This is a genomic window from Scandinavium hiltneri (assembly GCF_024764835.1).
Classification (GTDB): domain Bacteria; phylum Pseudomonadota; class Gammaproteobacteria; order Enterobacterales; family Enterobacteriaceae; genus Scandinavium; species Scandinavium hiltneri.
Window position 1 is genome coordinate 313502 of record NZ_JALIGE010000073.1, and the last position, 18181, is coordinate 331682.

An 18181-nucleotide genomic window follows, 5' to 3' on the forward strand; every position below is an offset into this window, starting at 1 on the left:
CGCTTAGCGGCCAGCCCTTAATAGTAGCCAGATAAATACGGGTGCGCCCAGGGTCGCGGTGACGACGCCTATAGGCAATTCTGCCGAAGCCAGCGCCATACGGGCCACGATATCGGCGAACAGCAGCGTTGTGCCCCCTGCCAGGACACAGGCAGGCAGAAGCACACGATGGTCGGTCAGGCCGCACAGCCGCAACATATGGGGAATAACCAGCCCGATAAAGCCAATGGCACCAGAGAGCGCCACGCTGACGCCTACCAGCCAGCCCGTCGCCAGCACCAGAAGCCTTCGCCACAGCCACAGTGGCAGTCCAAGCTGGCGGGCAGACGTTTCGCCGAGCGACAATAAATTCAGCGGCTGCGATTGCAGGCAAACCCAGCCAATCGCGGGCACAAGCGCCAGCATTAGCCAGCTCTGATGCCAGTCCACGCCGCCAAACCCGCCCATCATCCAGTACATCAGCTGGCGCAGGTCAAACGACGTCGAAAAATATACGGCCCAGGTCATTGCCGCGCTGCAAATAATCCCCAGTGCCACGCCCGCAAGCAGCAGCCGACTGGTCGATAAGTGACGGCGTGCAAAGCGCAGTAATATCACGGTGATGATCAGCGCCCCGACAATAGCACTCAGGCCCAGCGCCCAGTTTGGCAGCCCTTTTCCCAGCAATACGGCGGCAATCAGTCCGACGCCCGCGCCGTTAGATACGCCCAGCAAGCCAGGCTCCGCCAGCGGATTCTCAAATAATGCCTGCATAATTGCGCCGGACACCGCCAGCGCCGCCCCCACCAGCACCACGGCAACGGTACGCGGCAGGCGAATTTGCCAGACAAACAGCTCACCACGAGCGGTAAACCATTCACCAGGTGCAATCCACGCTTCACCCGCGCACAGACTGATGAACACCGCGAGCAGTAGAAGCAACAGCAAGAGTCCCAGCCATCGCTGGTTTCGTTGCTGCTGACGTTGGGCGAGTCGTTGCATGATGTCCTGAGATAATGAGGTGAAGTGGCTGATTTTATTGTGCCTGATGCTCGCAGAAAAGAAAAAAGGCCGCAAGAGCGGCCTTTTTGGTTAATCAGAAATTATTCTGCTTTGGGCGAAGCGTTTTCGACACGACTTTTCAACTTCTGGCCGGGTCTGAAGGTCACCACGCGCCGGGCTGTAATGGGAATATCTTCACCCGTCTTCGGGTTGCGCCCGGGGCGTTGATTTTTATCGCGCAAATCGAAGTTACCAAAACCGGAGAGTTTTACCTGCTCACCGTTTTCAAGAGCGCGACGAATCTCTTCGAAAAACAGCTCTACCAGTTCTTTGGCATCCCGTTTGCTAAGCCCAAGCTTATCAAACAGATATTCTGACATTTCAGCTTTTGTAAGCGCCATAGGTTCAATCCCTCAATGATGCCTGGAATCGCTCTTTTAATGCCTCTACACATTTGGCAACGGTAGCGGCAATCTCCTCTTCTTCGAGTGTACGGCTGGTATCCTGAAGGATCAGGCTGATAGCGAGGCTCTTGAAACCTTCCTCTACGCCCTTACCGCGGTACACGTCAAACAAGTTTACGCCAACTACCTGATTTACGCCAACTTTCTTACACTCATTGAGAATATCGGCTGCAGGAACGTTTTCTGCCACGACTACAGCGATGTCACGACGGTTCGCAGGGAAGCGAGAAATCTCTTTCGCCTGAGGCACCACGCGGTCTGCGAGCTTGTTCCACTCCAGTTCAAACACCATCGTGCGACCGTTCAAGTCTAGTTTACGTTCCAGCTCAGGATGAACAACCCCAATGAAACCAATACGTTCGCCTTTCAGATAAATCGCCGCAGACTGTCCCGGATGCAGCGCTGGATTGCCTTCAGCTTTGAACTGGATATCGCCCAGTTTGCCAGTCAGGTCCAGAACGGATTCGAGATCGCCTTTTATATCATAGAAATCAACTGTCTCTTTCGCCAGATTCCAGTGCTCTTCATAGCGGTTACCGCAAATAACGCCGCTCAGCATCACGTCCTGACGGATGCCCAACGGTGCCTGGGTGTCCGGTACGAAACGCAGACCGCTTTCGAAAATACGCACGCGGCTCTGCTGACGGTTCTGGTTGTAGACCACCGTGCTCAGCAGGCCAGTCCACAGAGAAAGACGCATCGCGGACATTTCGCTGGAGATTGGGCTTGGTAGGATCAGCGCTTCTTCGCCCGGGTGGATCACCTGCTGCACTTTCGGATCGACGAAGCTGTAGGTGATGACTTCCTGGTAGCCTTTGTCATTCAGCATGGTTTTCACACGCTTAAGAGACAAATTAGCTTCCTGGTGATGACCCATGATCAGACCCGCCTGAACTGGCGCATCCGGGATATTGTTGTAGCCGTAAACGCGGGCCACTTCTTCCACCAGGTCTTCTTCGATTGAAATATCGAAACGCCAGCTTGGCGCAACGGCCTGCCACTGGTCCTGACCTTCGGTCACTTCGCAGCCCAGACGGCGCAAGATATCGCTAACCTGCTCATCGGCAATGTGATGGCCAATCAGGCGGTCCAGTTTGCTACGACGCAGCGTAATGGTGGCGCGCGTCGGCAGAGTGGCTTCGTTAGTCACATCAATGACCGGGCCCGCTTCACCGCCGCAAAGATCCAGGAGCAGACGTGTTGCACGTTCCATCGCTTTGTATTGCAGCGCCGGATCCACGCCACGTTCATAGCGGTGGGAAGCATCGGTATGCAGACCCTGACGACGCGCGCGACCCGTGATGGACAGTGGATTGAAGAATGCACATTCCAGCAGCACGTTCCGGGTTTCGTCATTCACGCCAGAATGTTCGCCACCGAAGATGCCAGCCATTGCCAGGGCTTTATTGTGATCGGCGATGACCAGCGTATCGGTAGCCAGTTTGGCTTCATTGCCGTCCAGCAGCACCAGGGTTTCACCCTCTTTCGCCATACGCACCACAATGCCGCCGTCGATGCGATCGAGGTCGAACGCGTGCATCGGCTGACCCAGTTCCAGTAATACGTAGTTGGTCACATCAACTACTGCATCGATAGAACGGATGCCACAGCGGCGCAGTTTTTCTTTCATCCACAGCGGTGTTGGCGCTTTAACGTTGATACCTTTCACTACGCGACCCAGATAACGTGGGCAGGCGTCGGCAGCTTCGACGTTGATTGGGAAAGTGTCATTGATAGTTGCGACAACGGCTGCCATTTCTGGCACGTTAAGCGGCTGCTGATTCAGAACCGCAACGTCACGCGCCACGCCGATAATTCCTAAGCAGTCAGCACGGTTCGGGGTGACGCTGATTTCAATGGTGTTGTCATCGAGTTTCAGGTATTCGCGGATGTCGGTTCCCAGCGGGGCATCAGCAGGCAGTTCGATAATACCGCTGTGATCGTCGGAAATCCCCAGTTCAGAGAACGAACACAGCATGCCTTCGGACGGCTCACCGCGAAGTTTCGCTGCTTTGATTTTGAAGTCGCCAGGCAGAACGGCACCAATAGTCGCGACGGCCACTTTCAAGCCCTGACGGCAGTTTGGCGCACCGCAGACGATGTCCAGCAGTCGCTCGCCACCAACGTTAATTTTGGTCACGCGCAGTTTATCGGCGTTAGGATGTTGACCGCATTCAACCACTTCGCCGACGACAACGCCATTGAACACGCCAGCAACCGGCTCAACGCCGTCCACTTCCAGGCCTGCCATGGTGATTTGGCCAGACAGCGCTTCGCTGTCAATCGCCGGGTTAACCCATTCGCGTAACCACAGTTCACTGAATTTCATTGTTCTGTCCTGCCCTTATTTAAACTGTTTGAGGAAACGCAGATCGTTTTCGAAGAATGCACGCAGGTCGGTGACGCCGTAGCGCAGCATGGTCAGACGTTCCATACCCATGCCGAAGGCGAAGCCGGAGTAAACTTCCGGATCGATGCCGACATTACGCAGTACGTTCGGGTGAACCATGCCGCAGCCCAGCACTTCGAGCCATTTGCCGTTTTTACCCATCACGTCAACTTCTGCAGACGGTTCGGTGAACGGGAAATAGGACGGACGGAAACGAATCTGCAAATCTTCTTCAAAGAAGTTACGCAGGAAGTCGTGCAGCGTGCCTTTCAGGTTGGTAAAGCTGATGTTGGTGTCAACAATCAGGCCTTCCATCTGATGGAACATTGGGGTGTGGGTCTGATCGTAATCGTTACGATAGACGCGGCCCGGCGCAATAATGCGGATAGGCGGCTGCTGCTCTTTCATGGTACGGATCTGTACGCCAGAGGTCTGGGTACGCAGCAGACGCGTTGCGTCGAACCAGAAAGTGTCGTGGTCAGCACGTGCCGGGTGGTGGCCTGGAATATTCAGGGCATCGAAGTTGTGATAGTCATCTTCGATTTCCGGGCCAGTCGCCACGGTAAAGCCGAGCTCACCGAAGAAACTTTCAATGCGGTCGATGGTGCGGGTTACCGGGTGTAAACCCCCGGTTTCAACACGACGCCCCGGCAGAGAAACATCGATAGTTTCTGCGGCCAGACGTGCATTAAGGGCTGCCCCTTCCAGAGCGGCTTTACGCTCGTTCAGCGCCTGCTGAACCTGCTCTTTTGCTTCGTTTATAACGGCACCTGCGGCCGGGCGCTCTTCCGCCGGCAATTCACGCAGGGTTGTCATCTGAAGGGTCAGATGCCCTTTTTTACCCAGATATTCGACACGCACGTTATCCAGCGCGGCGACATCTGAAGATTCATTAATAGCTGCCCTGGCACTGGCAACCAGCTCTGCGAGATGTGACATGGTTTTCCTCAATAATGTCGATGCAAACACCCGTTTGCGGACTTAATCTCTTGAATTCTATATACGAAAAAAGCCTCCCTGGGGAGGCTTTCTGGCGCTGTTTTTCGTTTCGTCTTTCACGCGCTAGCCTCCTGGATTCAGGTGCTAAAGTAAAAAAAGAAGCGGAAAATAGCAGCATTCATGCTTGCGTTACCTTGTCTGATAAGGGCAGTGAAGAACTTATTGGAAAGTTTTCACTCTGAAAAGTCAACGTCTTACTGATTCTTAACGATAATTTGAAAGAGAAGAGGGAGGCAAGCCTCCCTCTTCAACTGGCTTATGCCAGTGCAGATTTCGCTTTTTCGACCAGAGCGGTGAACGCTACTTTGTCGAATACTGCGATGTCAGCCAGGATCTTACGGTCAATTTCAACAGAGGCTTTTTTCAGGCCGTTGATGAATTTGCTGTAAGAAATACCGTTCTGACGTGCTGCTGCGTTGATACGCGCAATCCACAGTTGACGGAACTGACGCTTACGTTGACGACGGTCACGGTAAGCATACTGACCTGCTTTGATAACTGCCTGGAAGGCAACGCGGTATACGCGTGAACGCGCACCGTAGTAGCCTTTGGCTTGTTTCAAAATTTTCTTGTGACGTGCACGGGCAACTACACCACGTTTTACGCGAGCCATATGAGCTCTCCTGTTCTATATTCTTGATTAATAAAAGTTAAACGTTAACGACTTATGCGTACGGAAGGCACGCGATTACCAGACCCAGATCGCCTTTAGAAACCATGGCTTTCGGGCGCAGGTGACGTTTACGCTTAGTAGCTTTTTTGGTCAGAATATGACGCAGGTTAGCGTGCTTGTGCTTAAAACCACCTTTACCGGTTTTTTTGAAGCGCTTAGCAGCACCGCGTACGGTCTTAATTTTTGGCATCTTAATAACTTCCACTTCGCATTGTTGAAAAATGAAACGTAGGCGAACAAAGACTGTGAGACCCGAAGGTCCCACGGTCAATGCTACTTGAAGGCCTTACTGTTTCTTCTTAGGAGCGAGCACCATGATCATCTGACGGCCTTCGATCCTTGTTGGGAAGGATTCGACTACTGCCAGTTCACTCAGATCGTCACGGACGCGATTAAGCACTTCCATACCAATCTGTTGGTGGGCCATCTCACGTCCGCGGAAACGCAGCGTGATTTTGGCCTTATCGCCCTCTTCGAGAAAGCGTACCAGGCTGCGGAGTTTTACCTGGTAATCGCCATCGTCGGTGCCAGGACGGAATTTAATTTCCTTAACCTGAACAATCTTTTGCTTTTTCTTCTGTTCCTTAGAAGATTTGCTTTTTTCATAGAGGAATTTGCCGTAGTCCATGATTCGGCAAACTGGCGGTTCGGCGTTAGGGCTGATCTCTACCAGATCCACTCCTGCTTCTTCAGCTTTTTCCAGAGCTTCTCTCAGACTCACTATACCAAGCTGTTCGCCTTCCAGACCTGTTAAGCGAACTTCCTGAACTCGAATCTCGCCATTTATACGGTTCGGACGTGCCGTTTGTACTCGTTTTCCGCCTTTAATACTTTATTCCTCCAGTTGTTGAAGACTGCGGCTGCGTATTTCGTTCAGCAGCTTCTCGATCACTTCGTTTACGTCCACAGTGCCGAGGTCTTTTCCGCGACGGGTGCGCACGGCAACTTTGCCTGCTTCAACCTCTTTGTCGCCACAAACCAGCATATACGGGACACGACGCAATGTGTGCTCGCGGATTTTAAAGCCAATCTTCTCATTTCTCAAGTCTGCTTTTACGCGAATGCCCGCATTTTGCAGTTTACGCGTCAATTCGTTGACGTAATCAGCCTGAGAATCAGTGATATTCATCACCACGACCTGCACAGGTGCAATCCAGGTTGGGAAGAACCCAGCGAACTCTTCGGTAAGAATACCGATGAAGCGTTCGATGGAACCCAAAATGGCGCGGTGAATCATCACCGGCACCTGACGCTCGTTACTTTCGCCAACATAAGAGGCGTTAAGACGCTGCGGCAGGGAGAAGTCCAGCTGTACTGTTCCGCACTGCCATGCACGATCGAGGCAGTCATACAGTGTAAATTCAATTTTCGGGCCGTAGAAGGCACCTTCACCCAGTTGATACTCAAACGGGATGTTGTTTTCTTCCAGAGCCACGGCCAGATCGGCTTCCGCACGATCCCATGTTTCATCACTACCAATGCGTTTTTCAGGACGCGTAGACAGCTTGACGACGATTTTCTCGAAGCCAAAGGTGCTATACATATCGTAGACCATACGAATGCAGGCGTTGACTTCATCACGCACCTGGTCTTCAGTACAGAAGATATGTGCATCATCCTGGGTAAACCCACGAACACGCATCAGGCCATGCAGCGCGCCCGATGGCTCGTTACGATGGCAGCTACCGAACTCCGCCATACGCAACGGCAGATCGCGATAGGATTTGAGTCCCTGGTTGAAAATCTGCACGTGACCAGGGCAGTTCATCGGCTTAATGCAGTATTCACGGTTCTCAGAAGAGGTGGTGAACATCGCATCTTTGTAGTTGTCCCAGTGCCCGGTTTTTTCCCACAGCACACGGTCCATCATGAACGGGCCTTTCACTTCCTGATACTGGTACTCTTTCAGCTTAGAGCGCACGAAAGTTTCCAGTTCACGGAAGATAGTCCAGCCATCGTTATGCCAGAACACCATACCCGGCGCTTCTTCCTGCATATGATACAGGTCAAGCTGCTTACCGATTTTACGGTGGTCACGCTTTGCCGCTTCTTCAAGACGCAGCAGATAGGCGTTCAGCGCTTTTTTATCGGTCCATGCGGTACCGTAGATACGCTGCAGCATTTTATTGCTGCTGTCGCCGCGCCAGTAGGCGCCTGCTGTTTTCATCAGTTTGAAGTAATGACAAAAACGCATGTTCGGCACGTGCGGACCACGGCACATGTCGACGTATTCTTCGTGATGATACAAGCCAGGCTTGTCATCATGGGCGATGTTTTCATCAAGAATGGAGACTTTATAGTTCTCACCGCGGTTCACAAAGGTTTCGCGCGCTTCGCTCCAGCTCACCTTTTTCTTGATGACATCGTAGTTCTTCTCAGCCAGCTCGTGCATCCGCTTTTCGAGGGCGTCGATGTCTTCCTGGGTCAGCGTGTGGTCGAGGTCAACGTCGTAGTAGAAACCGTTATCAATGACCGGACCGATAGCCATTTTGGTATGCGGCCACAGCTGTTTGATAGCGTGTCCCAGCAGGTGTGCGCAGGAGTGACGAATGATCTCCAGACCGTCAGCGTCTTTCGCGGTAATCAGCGACAGAGTGGCGTCTTGTTCAATGAGATCGGAAGCATCTACCAGCTCACCGTTAACACGGCCAGCAATGGTGGCTTTCGCCAGACCTGGACCAATGTCCAGAGCAACATCCATGGGGCTTACAGCGTGGTCGAACTGGCGTTGACTGCCATCAGGAAGAGTAATTACAGGCATTTCATATCCTTATTCACAGTGGTGCCCCACACGAAAGAGCACATGCAAAAATAATTTATTTAGTCATACCAGCAGTTTTAAAGGCTTTATTTGCTTCACTCTGCAAACTGGGTACATCAGGGTGTACAAAACCAAAATGTACATACCTTCACTTGCCGATAACGAACGGTCATAGTACACGGCATTTGATATTTATTAAAGCCAATGAAGAACATGGGTTTTTAACCCGCCAGCGCTCACAGCCTGTTTGCAATAAAAAACCGCCCGTAGACGGTTGATTAGCGGTTAACACCGTTTATTTAGCGTACCCCTGAAATTGTCCTTCTTTCATCACTGCGACCTTGCCTGTTTTATAGGCAATTATCGTGAACAACCCTTGTGAATACGCCGTCGCGTCGGCCGTCACCTCATCCTGAGCCGCTGGCTTTCCGTCTACGGTCAGAATGCCGGACGCATCGCGTTTGATGGTCATGCCATCAAAGTGCTTAGTGAAGCTGAGAGATTTTTTGGCTGACTGGGCTTTTTGCGAATTGAGGGCCTCAGCATTTTCCAGCGCCTGCTTTTCCGCAACGCTGTTCATGGTGGCCTGTCGATTCTGTTCTGCAATGTAGCAGGCATCCCGGCTAACGCCTTTCGCTTCACAATCGGCCATACGTGACGCCTCGCTTGAACAGCCCGCCAACACGGTCACTACTGATGCTATTACCATTAACTTTTTCATGCATTCCTCATTAACATATTTTCAATTTTAGATTTCGGCTCTGCTGGCCTGTTAATCCTGGAGCGAATATCGGCTATCTGAAAAACCTGTTAGTTGACTTACGTCATGAATAAAGTGTGATCCCGTTAGGAGTATTCTGCAATACGGCATACCCGCATCAATCCCGGCTTTTACTGAAATTTAAATAAAGACTTGAAACATCCTGCTGATTGCCAGCCCCTGTCTTTTTCCACACTATGCGCGCCTTTGCCCGGAGCGTTTATGCGTCATCTACTGGCCTTCTTGCAGCGATATGGCATCGATCTGAACAACCCTTCTTCACTGTTTATTGTGTTCGGTTATATTTTCCTGACCGCACTCGTGGCGCATTTTATTTTACGGCTCATTTTAAGAAAATTTGAAAAACATGCGGAACAGGGTAACCGTCCGTGGTTGAAAATATTCACGCAAAATAAGTTATTCCGCCGCATTTCGCTGACTTTGCAGGGTATCCTGGTCAGCATGCAGCTCAGTTTCTATCTCGAAACCGGCAGCCACGTGGGGCTGTTTTTCAACATCTGTGTGCAGTTGTGGATCCTGCTGTTCGCCCTGCTCTCTTTCTTCTCGCTGCTGGACGTCATCCTCAAGCTGTCGCACCAGTACAAGTTTTCCGTGCAATTACCGCTGCGTGGAATTTTCCAGGGTGTGAAGCTGGTCGCCGCATCAATTGTCGCTATCCTGATGATTTCCCTGCTGATTGGTAAGTCCCCTGCCATTCTGTTTAGCGGCCTGGGTGCCATGGCGGCAGTGTTGATGTTGGTGTTTAAAGACCCGCTGCTCGGTCTGGTCGCAGGGATCCAGCTTTCCGCCAATACCATGCTGCATATGGGTGACTGGCTGGAAATGCCAAAATACGGCGCAGACGGCACGGTAATTGATATCGGCCTGACGACGGTGAAAGTGCAGAACTGGGATAACACCATCACCACCATCCCGACCTATGCACTGGTGTCTGATGCCTTCAAAAACTGGAGCTATATGTCAGCTTCCGGCGGGCGTCGTATCAAGCGTAGCGTGTTCATTGACAGCACCAGTATTCACTTCATGTCAGCTGATGAGCTGCAACGTCTGGGTCAGGTCTATCTGCTGAAGCCTTGGCTTAAAGAGCAAAGCCAGAAAGTGGCGAACGGCAATGCCGCGCAGAGCGTGCTCAATGGCGAAAGCATGACTAACATCGGTGCTTTCCGTGCCTGGCTGACAGAATACCTGCATCAGCATCCGAAAATCCGCAAAGACATGACGCTGATGGTTCGCCAGCTTCCGCCTGGCGCTGAAGGCCTGCCGCTGGAAATATATGCCTTTACTAATACCGTTGAATGGCTGAAATATGAGGCAATTCAGGCCGATATATTCGACCATATTTATGCGGTGATTGAAGAGTTTGGCCTGCGCATATATCAGCGCCCTTCCGGCAACGATCTTCGTCCGCAGGCGCTCGTCTGCTGACACCCACAGGGCGCGTTATGCGCCCTGCTTAAATCCCCTGACGACAATCCCTTCTGCATCCAGCCGCTGGCGTATCTGTCGCGCTATCTCCACCGCACTCGGGCTATCGCCGTGTACGCAGATGGAATCCGCATGAATAGCGGTGAACTCGCCTTCAATGGACATCACCCCACCGTCGACAATCATTCGCACTACGCGTTCAGCCACCTCATTCGCGTCGTGAATGACCGCTTCCGGTTCACGTCGGGAAACCAGCGTACCATCCCGGTGATAAGCGCGATCGGCAAAAGCTTCCGCCACGGTATGCACTCCCGCAGCCTGCGCCCACTCAATCAGCGCCGAACCTGCTAATGCCACCAGCGATAATGACGCATCAACTGCCCGCAAACCGGCGATGACCGCCATCGCCTGACGCTTGTCATGCGCAATGGTGTTATACAGAGCCCCGTGCGGTTTAACGTAACGTACTCGCGTCCCCGCCGCTGTGGCTAACCCCTGCAAAGCGCCGATTTGATAAACCACGTCGGCGGTCAATTCATCGCTGGCGATATCCATATTCCGGCGACCAAAGCCGACCAAATCAGGATAGGAAACATGCGCGCCAACGTTTACGCCCAGGCGCAGTGCGGCACGCAGCGTTTCAAAAATACCCGCCGGTGATCCCGCATGAAACCCGCATGCCACGTTAGCACTGCTGACCAGCGTCAAAATTGCGGCGTCATCGCCCATTGTCCACTGGCCGTAGCTTTCGCCTAAATCGCTATTTAAATCAATGCATGGCGCAACGGGCATTTCGAGGATCTCCTGGCTGTTAGTCTTTCGTTAAAATCTCACGGTGTATCACTGTCTCATCCGTTTTACCACGAGGGACACAAAATGGATTTCACGGGATTGATGCAAAGCACCACTGATTTTATCAGCGCCCATCCGCAACGGGCACTCGGTATGATTTTTTTATTGGTCTTTGGCGAGTCGCTGGCCTTTATTTCTCTGTTGCTGCCAGCAACGGTGATTTTGCTGGCAACCGGGCGCTCACCGTCTGGCCGCTGCGGGCCATAGTGCCACTGGTCGCGGGCATTTGCAGAATGCCATCGGGAAAAATTCAGCTCGCCCACATCACCTCAGCGGCGGTGTGGGCCTTCGGCCTTCTCGCGCCGGGGGCACGAGGTATTACGTGGCTGGCGGGGCTGTTTTCGTAATGCGGAAACAATCAGGCCGGATTGCTCCGGCCTGACAAATTACATCTTATAACCCAACGTCACCGTGGTGCGGCGGTCCGTATGATCCGGTGCCGATGATGGCGGCTCGGAGTTCCAGGTGATGTTGTAGGCCACTTTCAGACCGAAATTGTCGTTAATGGCAACGTCCAGCGCCGTCTCGGAGTTGACGGTAGTGTCATCTGCACCAAACACCGATAGACCTTGAGTAAATTTGGTGGTGTCGGTCATCTGCCAGGCATAGGTGCCGGAAGCATAACCCAGCGGCTGAGTTTTGGTTTCATCGTCGGTGTATTCGTCGTAACGCACACCAGGACCGAATTCAAAACGCAGGCTGTGGACCGGCCCGTTGAGGATCTGACGACCGTAACCGGCCGTGAACACATCGCGCTGACGATAGCCGTTATAACGGTCGGTCAACCAGCTTGCCTGGCCGAATAGATAGTCAGCGTCGGTAATGTTGTAACGCGAACGGCCGCCGACTGAATAGGTTTCAGACGAGCGTTCATCGTTAGAAGAGGTGTTGCTGGCGTTACCCCACAGCGACCATGCTGTCGTATCGCCGTACCAGGTCAGTGTGGAGTCAGCAGTCAGAGAAGAACTTTTAGTATTGCCAGACTGTGCCAGGTAACCGCCGTTGATTTTACCTTCAAACGGTTTCTTCGCTGTGGAAGGGTCGTCCATGACAGTAAAAACGGTATTATCGGCCACGGCGTGCAGTGACGCAAAAAGGCCCCCCGCCAGAACAACTACTGCGGGTACTGTCTTGAAAAGCTTCATTTATTATGAGTCCGTACAACAAAAAAAGAGACCATTACGGTCCCGGAAACTTTCACGAGGATCAACAACAGGCGGTCCTAAGAAAGGTAACAAATTATAAAAAGGCGTGAATAACATAGCAATGAATTCTTGTTTCATTTTTTGAATAAGAAGGATCTCAAACAGTGTTTTATTTCATATATAAACGCAGCCATAAGGGATTGTAAATTTGCGAAAAATCATATCCTTGTCACTTTCTTAACCCTCCTTAAGGTGCCAGGCTTACCGCTGACCATAAAATCGGCGACTCGTCTGGGTCATAAATGGAGGTAATCGAATGGTTAATATCTATACGCTTACGCTGGCGCCCTCTCTCGACAGCGCGACGCTGACTCCGCAAATCTATCCTGAAGGCAAATTACGCTGTAGCGCCCCGGTGTTTGAACCCGGCGGCGGAGGGATAAACGTTGCCCGCGCCATTACGTTTCTGGGCGGAAAATCCACGGCGATTTTCCCGGCCGGTGGCGCCACTGGCGAGCATCTGATCTCCCTGCTAGCTAATGAGCAAGTGCCCGTGCAAACGGTCCCCGCTCATGACTGGACGCGTCAAAACCTGCACGTGCATGTCGAAACCAGCGGTGAACAGTATCGCTTTGTGATGCCGGGTGCTGCGTTAAATGAAGACGAATTCCGCCAGCTTGAACTGAAAGTCCTGCAAATAGAAGTCGGCGCTATTCTGGTGATCAGCGGCAGTCTGCCACCGGGCGTGGGCGTGGCGAAGCTGGTAGAGCTTATCAAATCGGCCCAGCAGCACGGTATACGCTGTGTGGTGGACAGCTCCGGCGACGCACTTTCCACCGCGCTGGACGTCGGTGGCATTGAACTGGTGAAACCGAATCAGAAAGAACTGAGCGTACTGGTGCAGCGGGAATTAACCCAGCCGGATGACGTGCGTAAAGCTGCCGAAGAGATTGTCCGCAGCGGAAAAGCGCGACGCGTAGTGGTCTCATTGGGGCCACAGGGTGCCCTGGGTGTCGACGCCACTGGCAGCGTGCAGGTCGTACCGCCGCCGGTTAAGAGCCAGAGCACGGTCGGGGCCGGTGACAGCATGGTCGGCGCAATGACCCTGAAACTTGCGGAGAGCGCGTCGCTCGACGAAATGGTCCGTTACGGCGTGGCCGCCGGGAGTGCCGCGACCATCAACCAGGGCACGCGTTTGTGCTCACTGGAAAACACGCGGACGATTTACGATTACTTGTGCCGAAGCTGACCGTCACTCCCGAGGTAACCGCGGCGGGAGTCGAAAAATCACGGTAATCGGCTATGCTATAAAACTCCATGCTTAACAACGAGGTTTCCGATGAGCGGCGAAATCACGCGTTACGTGGTAACCGTCAGTTTCCATGAACAGACGCTGACCGAAATCAATGAGCTCAATAACCATCTGACCCGCGCCGGATTTACGCTGACGCTGAGCGACGACGACGGTAAAGTACACGATCTGGGCACCAATACGTTTGGCCTCGTCAGTCCGCAAAATGAAGATGATATCAAAGCCCTGACCACCGGCCTGGCGGAAACCGCAATTGGCCACCAGCCTGACGTCAGCGTTGTGACCTTTGAACACTGGCTGCAGGACAACACGACCAATACGGCAAGTTAAAACGCACAGTTGTGCGTCAGTTCGAGTTTTTCCACCGCATTTATGCGCTAACCTTATGATCTGGCAGAAAACATGGGGAGAGAGAGCATGTGGCAAGCGATCTGTAGCCTGTTGAAAGAGCACGGAGACGGCGAAATCGAGCTGCGTAACGAACTGCCCGGCGGAGAAATCCACGCCGCATGGCATTTACGCGTTAGCGGTCAGGACTATTTCGTCAAATGCGATGAGCGAGAAATGCTGCCCATCTTCACCGCGGAAGCCGATCAACTCGACCTGCTGGCGCGCAGCGAAACCGTTGCCGTACCCGAGGTGTACGCCGTTGGCAGTGACCGGGATTACAGCTTTGTGGTGATGGAGTTTCTTCCTCCCCGACCGCTGGATGCGCACAACGCCTTCCTGCTCGGTCAGCAGCTGGCCCGTCTTCATCAGTGGAGCGAGCAACCGCAGTTTGGCCTCGATTTCGACAACGACCTTTCCACGACGCCTCAACCCAATGCCTGGCAGCGACGCTGGTCAACCTTCTTTGCAGAACAGCGCATTGGCTGGCAGCTGGAGCTCGCCGCCGAAAAAGGCCTCGCGTTCGGTAACATTGATGCCATCGTCGAGCACATCCATCAGCGTCTGAGCTCGCACCAGCCCCAGCCTTCGCTGTTACACGGTGATTTGTGGTCTGGCAACTGCGCACTTGGCCCGTCTGGCCCCTATATTTTCGACCCGGCCTGCTATTGGGGGGACCGTGAATGCGATTTAGCGATGCTGCCCCTGCACCCGGAACAACCTCCGCAAATTTACGATGGCTATCAATCGGTCTCGCCGCTACCCCTTGATTTTCTCGACCGGCAGCCGGTATACCAGCTCTACACGTTACTTAACCGCGCCATTCTGTTCGGCGGGCAGCATCTGGTGAACGCGCAAAAGGCACTGGATCGCGTGCTGGCCGCATAAAACAAGCCCCGTTAAAAGGGGCTTGTTTTATTAATTACTGCGTTAGTTAATCGAAACGCCTTTGAGGCGGAATTCGATATTCATGACAATCCCCGTACCCGGTTTACCCGGTTCGTAGCGCCATTTGCGCATCGCGGTTTTCACCTCACGCTCAAACATGTTCGATGGCTGGGCTGAGAGGATCTCGAGATTATCCACGCGGCCATCTGCCGTAACGTCAAACTTCACGCGCACTTTGCCTTCAATACGCAACGCCTGGGCGCGGGCCGGATACTGCGGCTCACCACGGCTTAATGCCCGCGGGCCGGTAGGTGCCGTTACAACCGGTTTACTTGGCGCAGGAGCGGTATTGGTCGGCGGACGGCTCTGGGTCGTCGAATTTTCAAACGGTGACGCCGGACGCGGCTCAATCGGTTTCGGCTGTGGCTTCGGTTGCTCCACCTTTTTCACCTGTTTCGGTTTCGGTTTTGGCTTCGGTTTAGGTTTCGGCTCAGGCTTATGAATCACCACCGGCGCTTCTTTCGGCGGTTCTGGCACTACTTCTGGCTCAGGCTCAGGTTCAACTACCGGCGGTGGAGGCGGTTGTACCGCCTGCGGCGGCTCCAGATCGGCTGGCGTTACCATCGTCACCGTAATAGGCTGCGCGGGTGCCGGCAGTTCAATAACCTGATGTACCGAGGTATAAAGTAAACCCGCCACTAAGGCTCCGTGAATGACCACAGAAAGCAACGTGGGCCACGGAAAACGGCGAGGCATATCGAGGGTCATTGAAGTCATAATCGCTGCAGTTGAAAAATGATGCCTCGATTTTAAATGCAAATAGCAATCATATTCAATAAGCCATCTTATCTTCGGTCAACTTTCTGCCGCTGTTGGCGAAAAAAAACACACTTATCACGTCCTGTCAGACCTCCCGGAATCTTTGCATTGCAGTCATCAGCGCTTTGAAATAACGTGTTTCGACAATTTACCGATAAGGACTGTGCCCGTGCTTTACGTGATTTATGCTGAAGATGTCGCCGACTCTCTGGAAAAACGTTTGTCGGTCCGCCCTGCTCATCTTGCCCGTCTGCAGTTGCTGCACGATGAAGGCCGTCTGCTGACCGCAGGCCCAATGCCCGCTGTGGACAGTAACGATCCTGGCGCAGCCGGTTTTAGCGGTTCGACGGTGATTGCAGAGTTTGAGTCGCTGGAGGCGGCACAGGCCTGGGCTGAGGCCGACCCGTACGTTGCGGCAGCGGTGTACGGGAATGTGAAAGTGCGTCCGTACAAGAAAGTGTTCTGATAAAACCCTAAAAAACAAGAGGCACCACATGCGGTGCCTCTTGTTATCAGAATTCGTAGATTGCGAAGAGCAGTGAATTTCGCTGCCGCGCGCCCAAACATTTTCTGATTGAGTGGATGCGCATGTTGCGGCGCGACTGAGCTTCCAGCCAACGCGCTTTGCGACGGCTGGCTTGTCTCAGCATCCGCCAGCGCCCCACTTCGTTTCTGCTACGCTTCATTTCAACATCTCAGAGATGAAAGAGCGCACATTATAAACCCTTGCGCCCGGCTGACCAGTGCTTTTGCCGCCTGTTTTTATTTGCCAGATGAATTCGTACGCGTAAACTCTTAACGACAGGCTTTCAAAAGGATTTTTTATGACAACCTTCTACACCGTGGTGAGTTGGCTGGTCATTCTGGGGTATTGGTTGTTAATCGCGGGCGTGACGTTACGTATCCTGATGAAACGACGCGCGGTACCTTCAGCAATGGCATGGTTGCTGATCATTTATATTCTGCCGTTGGTCGGGATCATCGCCTATCTCTCCGTGGGGGAGTTGCATCTGGGGAAGCGTCGTGCCGAACGTGCCCGTGCGATGTGGCCGTCTACCGCCAAGTGGCTCAACGATCTTAAAGCCTGCAATCATATATTTGCGGAATCTAATAGCCCGGTGGCGAGCTCACTGTTCAAGCTGTGTGAACGTCGCCAGGGCATTGCCGGGGTTAAAGGCAATCAGCTCCAACTGCTGACCGAATCGGATGACGTCATGCAGGCCCTGATCCGCGACATTCAGCTCGCGCGTCACAATATCGAAATGGTTTTCTATATCTGGCACCCGGGGGGCATGGCTGACCAGGTCGCGGAATCGCTGATGGCCGCCGCGCGTCGGGGTGTGCACTGCCGGTTAATGCTCGATTCCGCCGGTAGCGTCGACTTTTTCCGTAGCCCATGGGCGGCGATGATGCGTAACGCCGGCATCGAAGTGGTGGAAGCGCTGAAAGTTAATCTGATGCGTGTGTTCCTGCGCCGTATGGACCTGCGTCAGCATCGCAAAATGGTGATGATCGATAACTATATTGCCTACACCGGCAGCATGAACATGGTTGACCCGCGCTTCTTCAAACAGGATGCAGGCGTTGGGCAATGGGTCGATTTGATGGCCCGTATGGAAGGCCCAATCGCTACTTCAATGGGGATTGTCTACTCCTGCGACTGGGAAATCGAAACCGGCAAACGCATTCTGCCCCCTGCCCCCGACGCCAATATTATGCCGTTCGAAGAAGCGAGCGGGCACACTATCCATACCATCGCTTCCGGCCCGGGTTTCCCGGAAGACTTAATTCATCAGGCGCTGCTCACTGCGGCTTATTCTGCGCGTGAATACCTGATAATGACCACGCCGTACTTTGTGCCAAGCGACGATCTGCTTCACGCGATTTGCACCGCCGCTCAGCGTGGGGTGGACGTGAGCATTATTATGCCGCGCAAGAACGATTCGGTGTTGGTAGGCTGGGCGAGCCGCGCCTTCTTCACCGAGTTGCTAGCCGCTGGCGTTAAGATTTATCAGTTCGAAGGCGGCCTGCTGCACACCAAAAGCGTGCTGGTCGATGGCGAACTGAGCCTGGTTGGCACGGTGAATCTGGATATGCGCAGCCTGTGGCTGAACTTTGAAATCACTCTGGCGATTGATGACGCTGGTTTTGGCGGTGATTTGGCGGCGGTACAGGACGATTATATTTCCCGTTCGCGCCTGCTGGATGCTCAGCGCTGGTTAAAACGCCCGCTATGGCAGCGCGTCACCGAGCGACTGTTTTACTTCTTTAGTCCGTTGCTGTAAAACGTGCCCATTAGCTGAAA

At 53.2% G+C, this 18181-nt stretch carries 20 protein-coding genes, 1 pseudogene and 1 other annotated feature; of the genes and pseudogenes, 7 read left to right on the top strand and 14 right to left on the bottom strand.

What is annotated here, in order from left to right:
- Positions 1-3 precede the first annotated feature (3 nt).
- The 10 genes from btuC to MUU47_RS12375 form a co-directional block, all read right to left on the bottom strand.
- Positions 4-981 carry a vitamin B12 ABC transporter permease BtuC gene (gene btuC, locus MUU47_RS12330; protein ID WP_258988488.1) on the bottom strand — a complete coding sequence of 326 codons (978 nt, stop codon included), beginning with the start codon at positions 979-981 and terminating at the stop codon, positions 4-6.
- Positions 982-1082: 101 nt separating this feature from the next.
- Positions 1083-1382 carry an integration host factor subunit alpha gene (gene ihfA, locus MUU47_RS12335; RefSeq protein WP_006820203.1) on the bottom strand — a complete coding sequence of 100 codons (300 nt, stop codon included), beginning with the start codon at positions 1380-1382 and terminating at the stop codon, positions 1083-1085.
- Positions 1383-1386: 4 nt separating this feature from the next.
- Complete coding sequence (gene pheT, locus MUU47_RS12340; protein ID WP_258988489.1) at positions 1387-3774, bottom strand: phenylalanine--tRNA ligase subunit beta; 2388 nt, start codon at positions 3772-3774, stop codon at positions 1387-1389.
- A gap of 15 nt (positions 3775-3789) precedes the next feature.
- Positions 3790-4773 carry a phenylalanine--tRNA ligase subunit alpha gene (gene pheS / locus MUU47_RS12345; protein ID WP_258988490.1) on the bottom strand — a complete coding sequence of 328 codons (984 nt, stop codon included), beginning with the start codon at positions 4771-4773 and terminating at the stop codon, positions 3790-3792.
- 63 nt (positions 4774-4836) lie between these two features.
- Positions 4837-4960, bottom strand: a sequence feature (Phe leader region).
- Entirely contained in the window at positions 4911-4955 is a 45-nt protein-coding gene (gene pheM / locus MUU47_RS12350) for a pheST operon leader peptide PheM (RefSeq protein ID WP_001386830.1), read from the bottom strand. It overlaps the preceding feature by 45 nt.
- Before the next feature lie 129 nt (positions 4961-5089).
- Entirely contained in the window at positions 5090-5446 is a 357-nt protein-coding gene (rplT, locus tag MUU47_RS12355; RefSeq protein WP_002440151.1) for a 50S ribosomal protein L20, read from the bottom strand.
- 52 nt (positions 5447-5498) lie between these two features.
- Positions 5499-5696, bottom strand: a complete 198-nt coding sequence (gene rpmI, locus MUU47_RS12360; protein ID WP_001124225.1) for a 50S ribosomal protein L35 — start codon at positions 5694-5696, stop codon at positions 5499-5501.
- Positions 5697-5792: 96 nt separating this feature from the next.
- Positions 5793-6335 (bottom strand): translation initiation factor IF-3, encoded by a 543-nt coding sequence (infC, locus tag MUU47_RS12365; RefSeq protein ID WP_110508565.1) that lies wholly within the window; start codon positions 6333-6335, stop codon positions 5793-5795.
- A gap of 3 nt (positions 6336-6338) precedes the next feature.
- Positions 6339-8267 carry a threonine--tRNA ligase gene (gene thrS, locus MUU47_RS12370; RefSeq protein ID WP_258988491.1) on the bottom strand — a complete coding sequence of 643 codons (1929 nt, stop codon included), beginning with the start codon at positions 8265-8267 and terminating at the stop codon, positions 6339-6341.
- A gap of 295 nt (positions 8268-8562) precedes the next feature.
- On the bottom strand, positions 8563-8988 hold the full coding sequence (locus MUU47_RS12375) for a hypothetical protein (RefSeq protein WP_258988492.1): 426 nt from the start codon (positions 8986-8988) through the stop codon (positions 8563-8565).
- A 261-nt stretch (positions 8989-9249) separates the two neighbouring features.
- Between MUU47_RS12375 and MUU47_RS12380 the strand changes: the two genes are divergently transcribed.
- Positions 9250-10473, top strand: a complete 1224-nt coding sequence (locus MUU47_RS12380; RefSeq protein ID WP_258988493.1) for a mechanosensitive ion channel family protein — start codon at positions 9250-9252, stop codon at positions 10471-10473.
- 15 nt (positions 10474-10488) lie between these two features.
- Here the strand turns inward: MUU47_RS12380 and MUU47_RS12385 are convergent, their stop codons facing one another.
- Positions 10489-11265, bottom strand: a complete 777-nt coding sequence (locus tag MUU47_RS12385; protein ID WP_258988494.1) for a LamB/YcsF family protein — start codon at positions 11263-11265, stop codon at positions 10489-10491.
- A gap of 84 nt (positions 11266-11349) precedes the next feature.
- Here MUU47_RS12385 and MUU47_RS12390 point away from each other — a divergent pair.
- A pseudogene (locus MUU47_RS12390) lies at positions 11350-11672 on the top strand (hypothetical protein).
- A gap of 39 nt (positions 11673-11711) precedes the next feature.
- Here the strand turns inward: MUU47_RS12390 and MUU47_RS12395 are convergent.
- Positions 11712-12470, bottom strand: coding sequence for a DUF481 domain-containing protein (locus tag MUU47_RS12395; protein ID WP_258988495.1), 759 nt, complete (start codon positions 12468-12470; stop codon positions 11712-11714).
- Positions 12471-12786: 316 nt separating this feature from the next.
- On the opposite strand from MUU47_RS12395, the gene pfkB reads away from it, so the two are divergent.
- The 3 genes from pfkB (at position 12787) to MUU47_RS12410 (ending at position 15057) form a co-directional block, all read left to right on the top strand.
- Positions 12787-13719 (top strand): 6-phosphofructokinase II, encoded by a 933-nt coding sequence (pfkB, locus tag MUU47_RS12400; protein WP_258988496.1) that lies wholly within the window; start codon positions 12787-12789, stop codon positions 13717-13719.
- Positions 13720-13809: 90 nt separating this feature from the next.
- Complete coding sequence (gene ghoS, locus MUU47_RS12405) at positions 13810-14112, top strand: type V toxin-antitoxin system endoribonuclease antitoxin GhoS (RefSeq protein ID WP_258988497.1); 303 nt, start codon at positions 13810-13812, stop codon at positions 14110-14112.
- An 87-nt stretch (positions 14113-14199) separates the two neighbouring features.
- Positions 14200-15057: a fructosamine kinase family protein gene (locus MUU47_RS12410; protein WP_258988498.1), complete on the top strand. Its 858-nt coding sequence runs from the start codon at positions 14200-14202 to the stop codon at positions 15055-15057.
- Positions 15058-15099: 42 nt separating this feature from the next.
- Here MUU47_RS12410 and tonB read toward each other — a convergent pair whose 3' ends face one another.
- Positions 15100-15825, bottom strand: a complete 726-nt coding sequence (gene tonB / locus MUU47_RS12415) for a TonB system transport protein TonB (protein ID WP_258988595.1) — start codon at positions 15823-15825, stop codon at positions 15100-15102.
- Between the two features lie 220 nt (positions 15826-16045).
- Here tonB and MUU47_RS12420 point away from each other — a divergent pair, with 220 nt between their 5' ends.
- The gene (locus MUU47_RS12420; RefSeq protein WP_258988500.1) at positions 16046-16342 is read left to right on the top strand and encodes a YciI family protein; all 297 of its coding nucleotides are present in this window, start codon (positions 16046-16048) and stop codon (positions 16340-16342) included.
- A 46-nt stretch (positions 16343-16388) separates the two neighbouring features.
- Here MUU47_RS12420 and MUU47_RS12425 read toward each other — a convergent pair whose 3' ends face one another.
- Complete coding sequence (locus tag MUU47_RS12425) at positions 16389-16562, bottom strand: YciY family protein (protein ID WP_159755875.1); 174 nt, start codon at positions 16560-16562, stop codon at positions 16389-16391.
- A 138-nt stretch (positions 16563-16700) separates the two neighbouring features.
- Here MUU47_RS12425 and cls point away from each other — a divergent pair, with 138 nt between their 5' ends.
- The gene (cls, locus tag MUU47_RS12430; RefSeq protein WP_258988501.1) at positions 16701-18161 is read left to right on the top strand and encodes a cardiolipin synthase; all 1461 of its coding nucleotides are present in this window, start codon (positions 16701-16703) and stop codon (positions 18159-18161) included.
- Positions 18162-18181 lie beyond the last annotated feature (20 nt).

Bases quoted from the DNA above. Each gene is read 5' to 3' on its own strand.
- MUU47_RS12385 (WP_258988494.1), bottom strand. From the start codon at position 11,265: ATGCCCGTTGCGCCATGCATTGATTTAAATAGCGATTTAGGCGAAAGC.
- pfkB (WP_258988496.1), top strand. From the start codon at position 12,787: ATGGTTAATATCTATACGCTTACGCTGGCGCCCTCTCTCGACAGCGCG.
- pheS (WP_258988490.1), bottom strand. From the start codon at position 4,773: ATGTCACATCTCGCAGAGCTGGTTGCCAGTGCCAGGGCAGCTATTAAT.
- rpmI (WP_001124225.1), bottom strand. From the start codon at position 5,696: ATGCCAAAAATTAAGACCGTACGCGGTGCTGCTAAGCGCTTCAAAAAA.
- pheT (WP_258988489.1), bottom strand. From the start codon at position 3,774: ATGAAATTCAGTGAACTGTGGTTACGCGAATGGGTTAACCCGGCGATT.
- btuC (WP_258988488.1), bottom strand. From the start codon at position 981: ATGCAACGACTCGCCCAACGTCAGCAGCAACGAAACCAGCGATGGCTG.
- cls (WP_258988501.1), top strand. From the start codon at position 16,701: ATGACAACCTTCTACACCGTGGTGAGTTGGCTGGTCATTCTGGGGTAT.
- rplT (WP_002440151.1), bottom strand. From the start codon at position 5,446: ATGGCTCGCGTAAAACGTGGTGTAGTTGCCCGTGCACGTCACAAGAAA.
- ghoS (WP_258988497.1), top strand. From the start codon at position 13,810: ATGAGCGGCGAAATCACGCGTTACGTGGTAACCGTCAGTTTCCATGAA.
- ihfA (WP_006820203.1), bottom strand. From the start codon at position 1,382: ATGGCGCTTACAAAAGCTGAAATGTCAGAATATCTGTTTGATAAGCTT.
- MUU47_RS12375 (WP_258988492.1), bottom strand. From the start codon at position 8,988: ATGAAAAAGTTAATGGTAATAGCATCAGTAGTGACCGTGTTGGCGGGC.
- thrS (WP_258988491.1), bottom strand. From the start codon at position 8,267: ATGCCTGTAATTACTCTTCCTGATGGCAGTCAACGCCAGTTCGACCAC.
- MUU47_RS12410 (WP_258988498.1), top strand. From the start codon at position 14,200: ATGTGGCAAGCGATCTGTAGCCTGTTGAAAGAGCACGGAGACGGCGAA.
- tonB (WP_258988595.1), bottom strand. From the start codon at position 15,825: ATGACCCTCGATATGCCTCGCCGTTTTCCGTGGCCCACGTTGCTTTCT.
- MUU47_RS12380 (WP_258988493.1), top strand. From the start codon at position 9,250: ATGCGTCATCTACTGGCCTTCTTGCAGCGATATGGCATCGATCTGAAC.
- MUU47_RS12425 (WP_159755875.1), bottom strand. From the start codon at position 16,562: ATGAAGCGTAGCAGAAACGAAGTGGGGCGCTGGCGGATGCTGAGACAA.
- MUU47_RS12395 (WP_258988495.1), bottom strand. From the start codon at position 12,470: ATGAAGCTTTTCAAGACAGTACCCGCAGTAGTTGTTCTGGCGGGGGGC.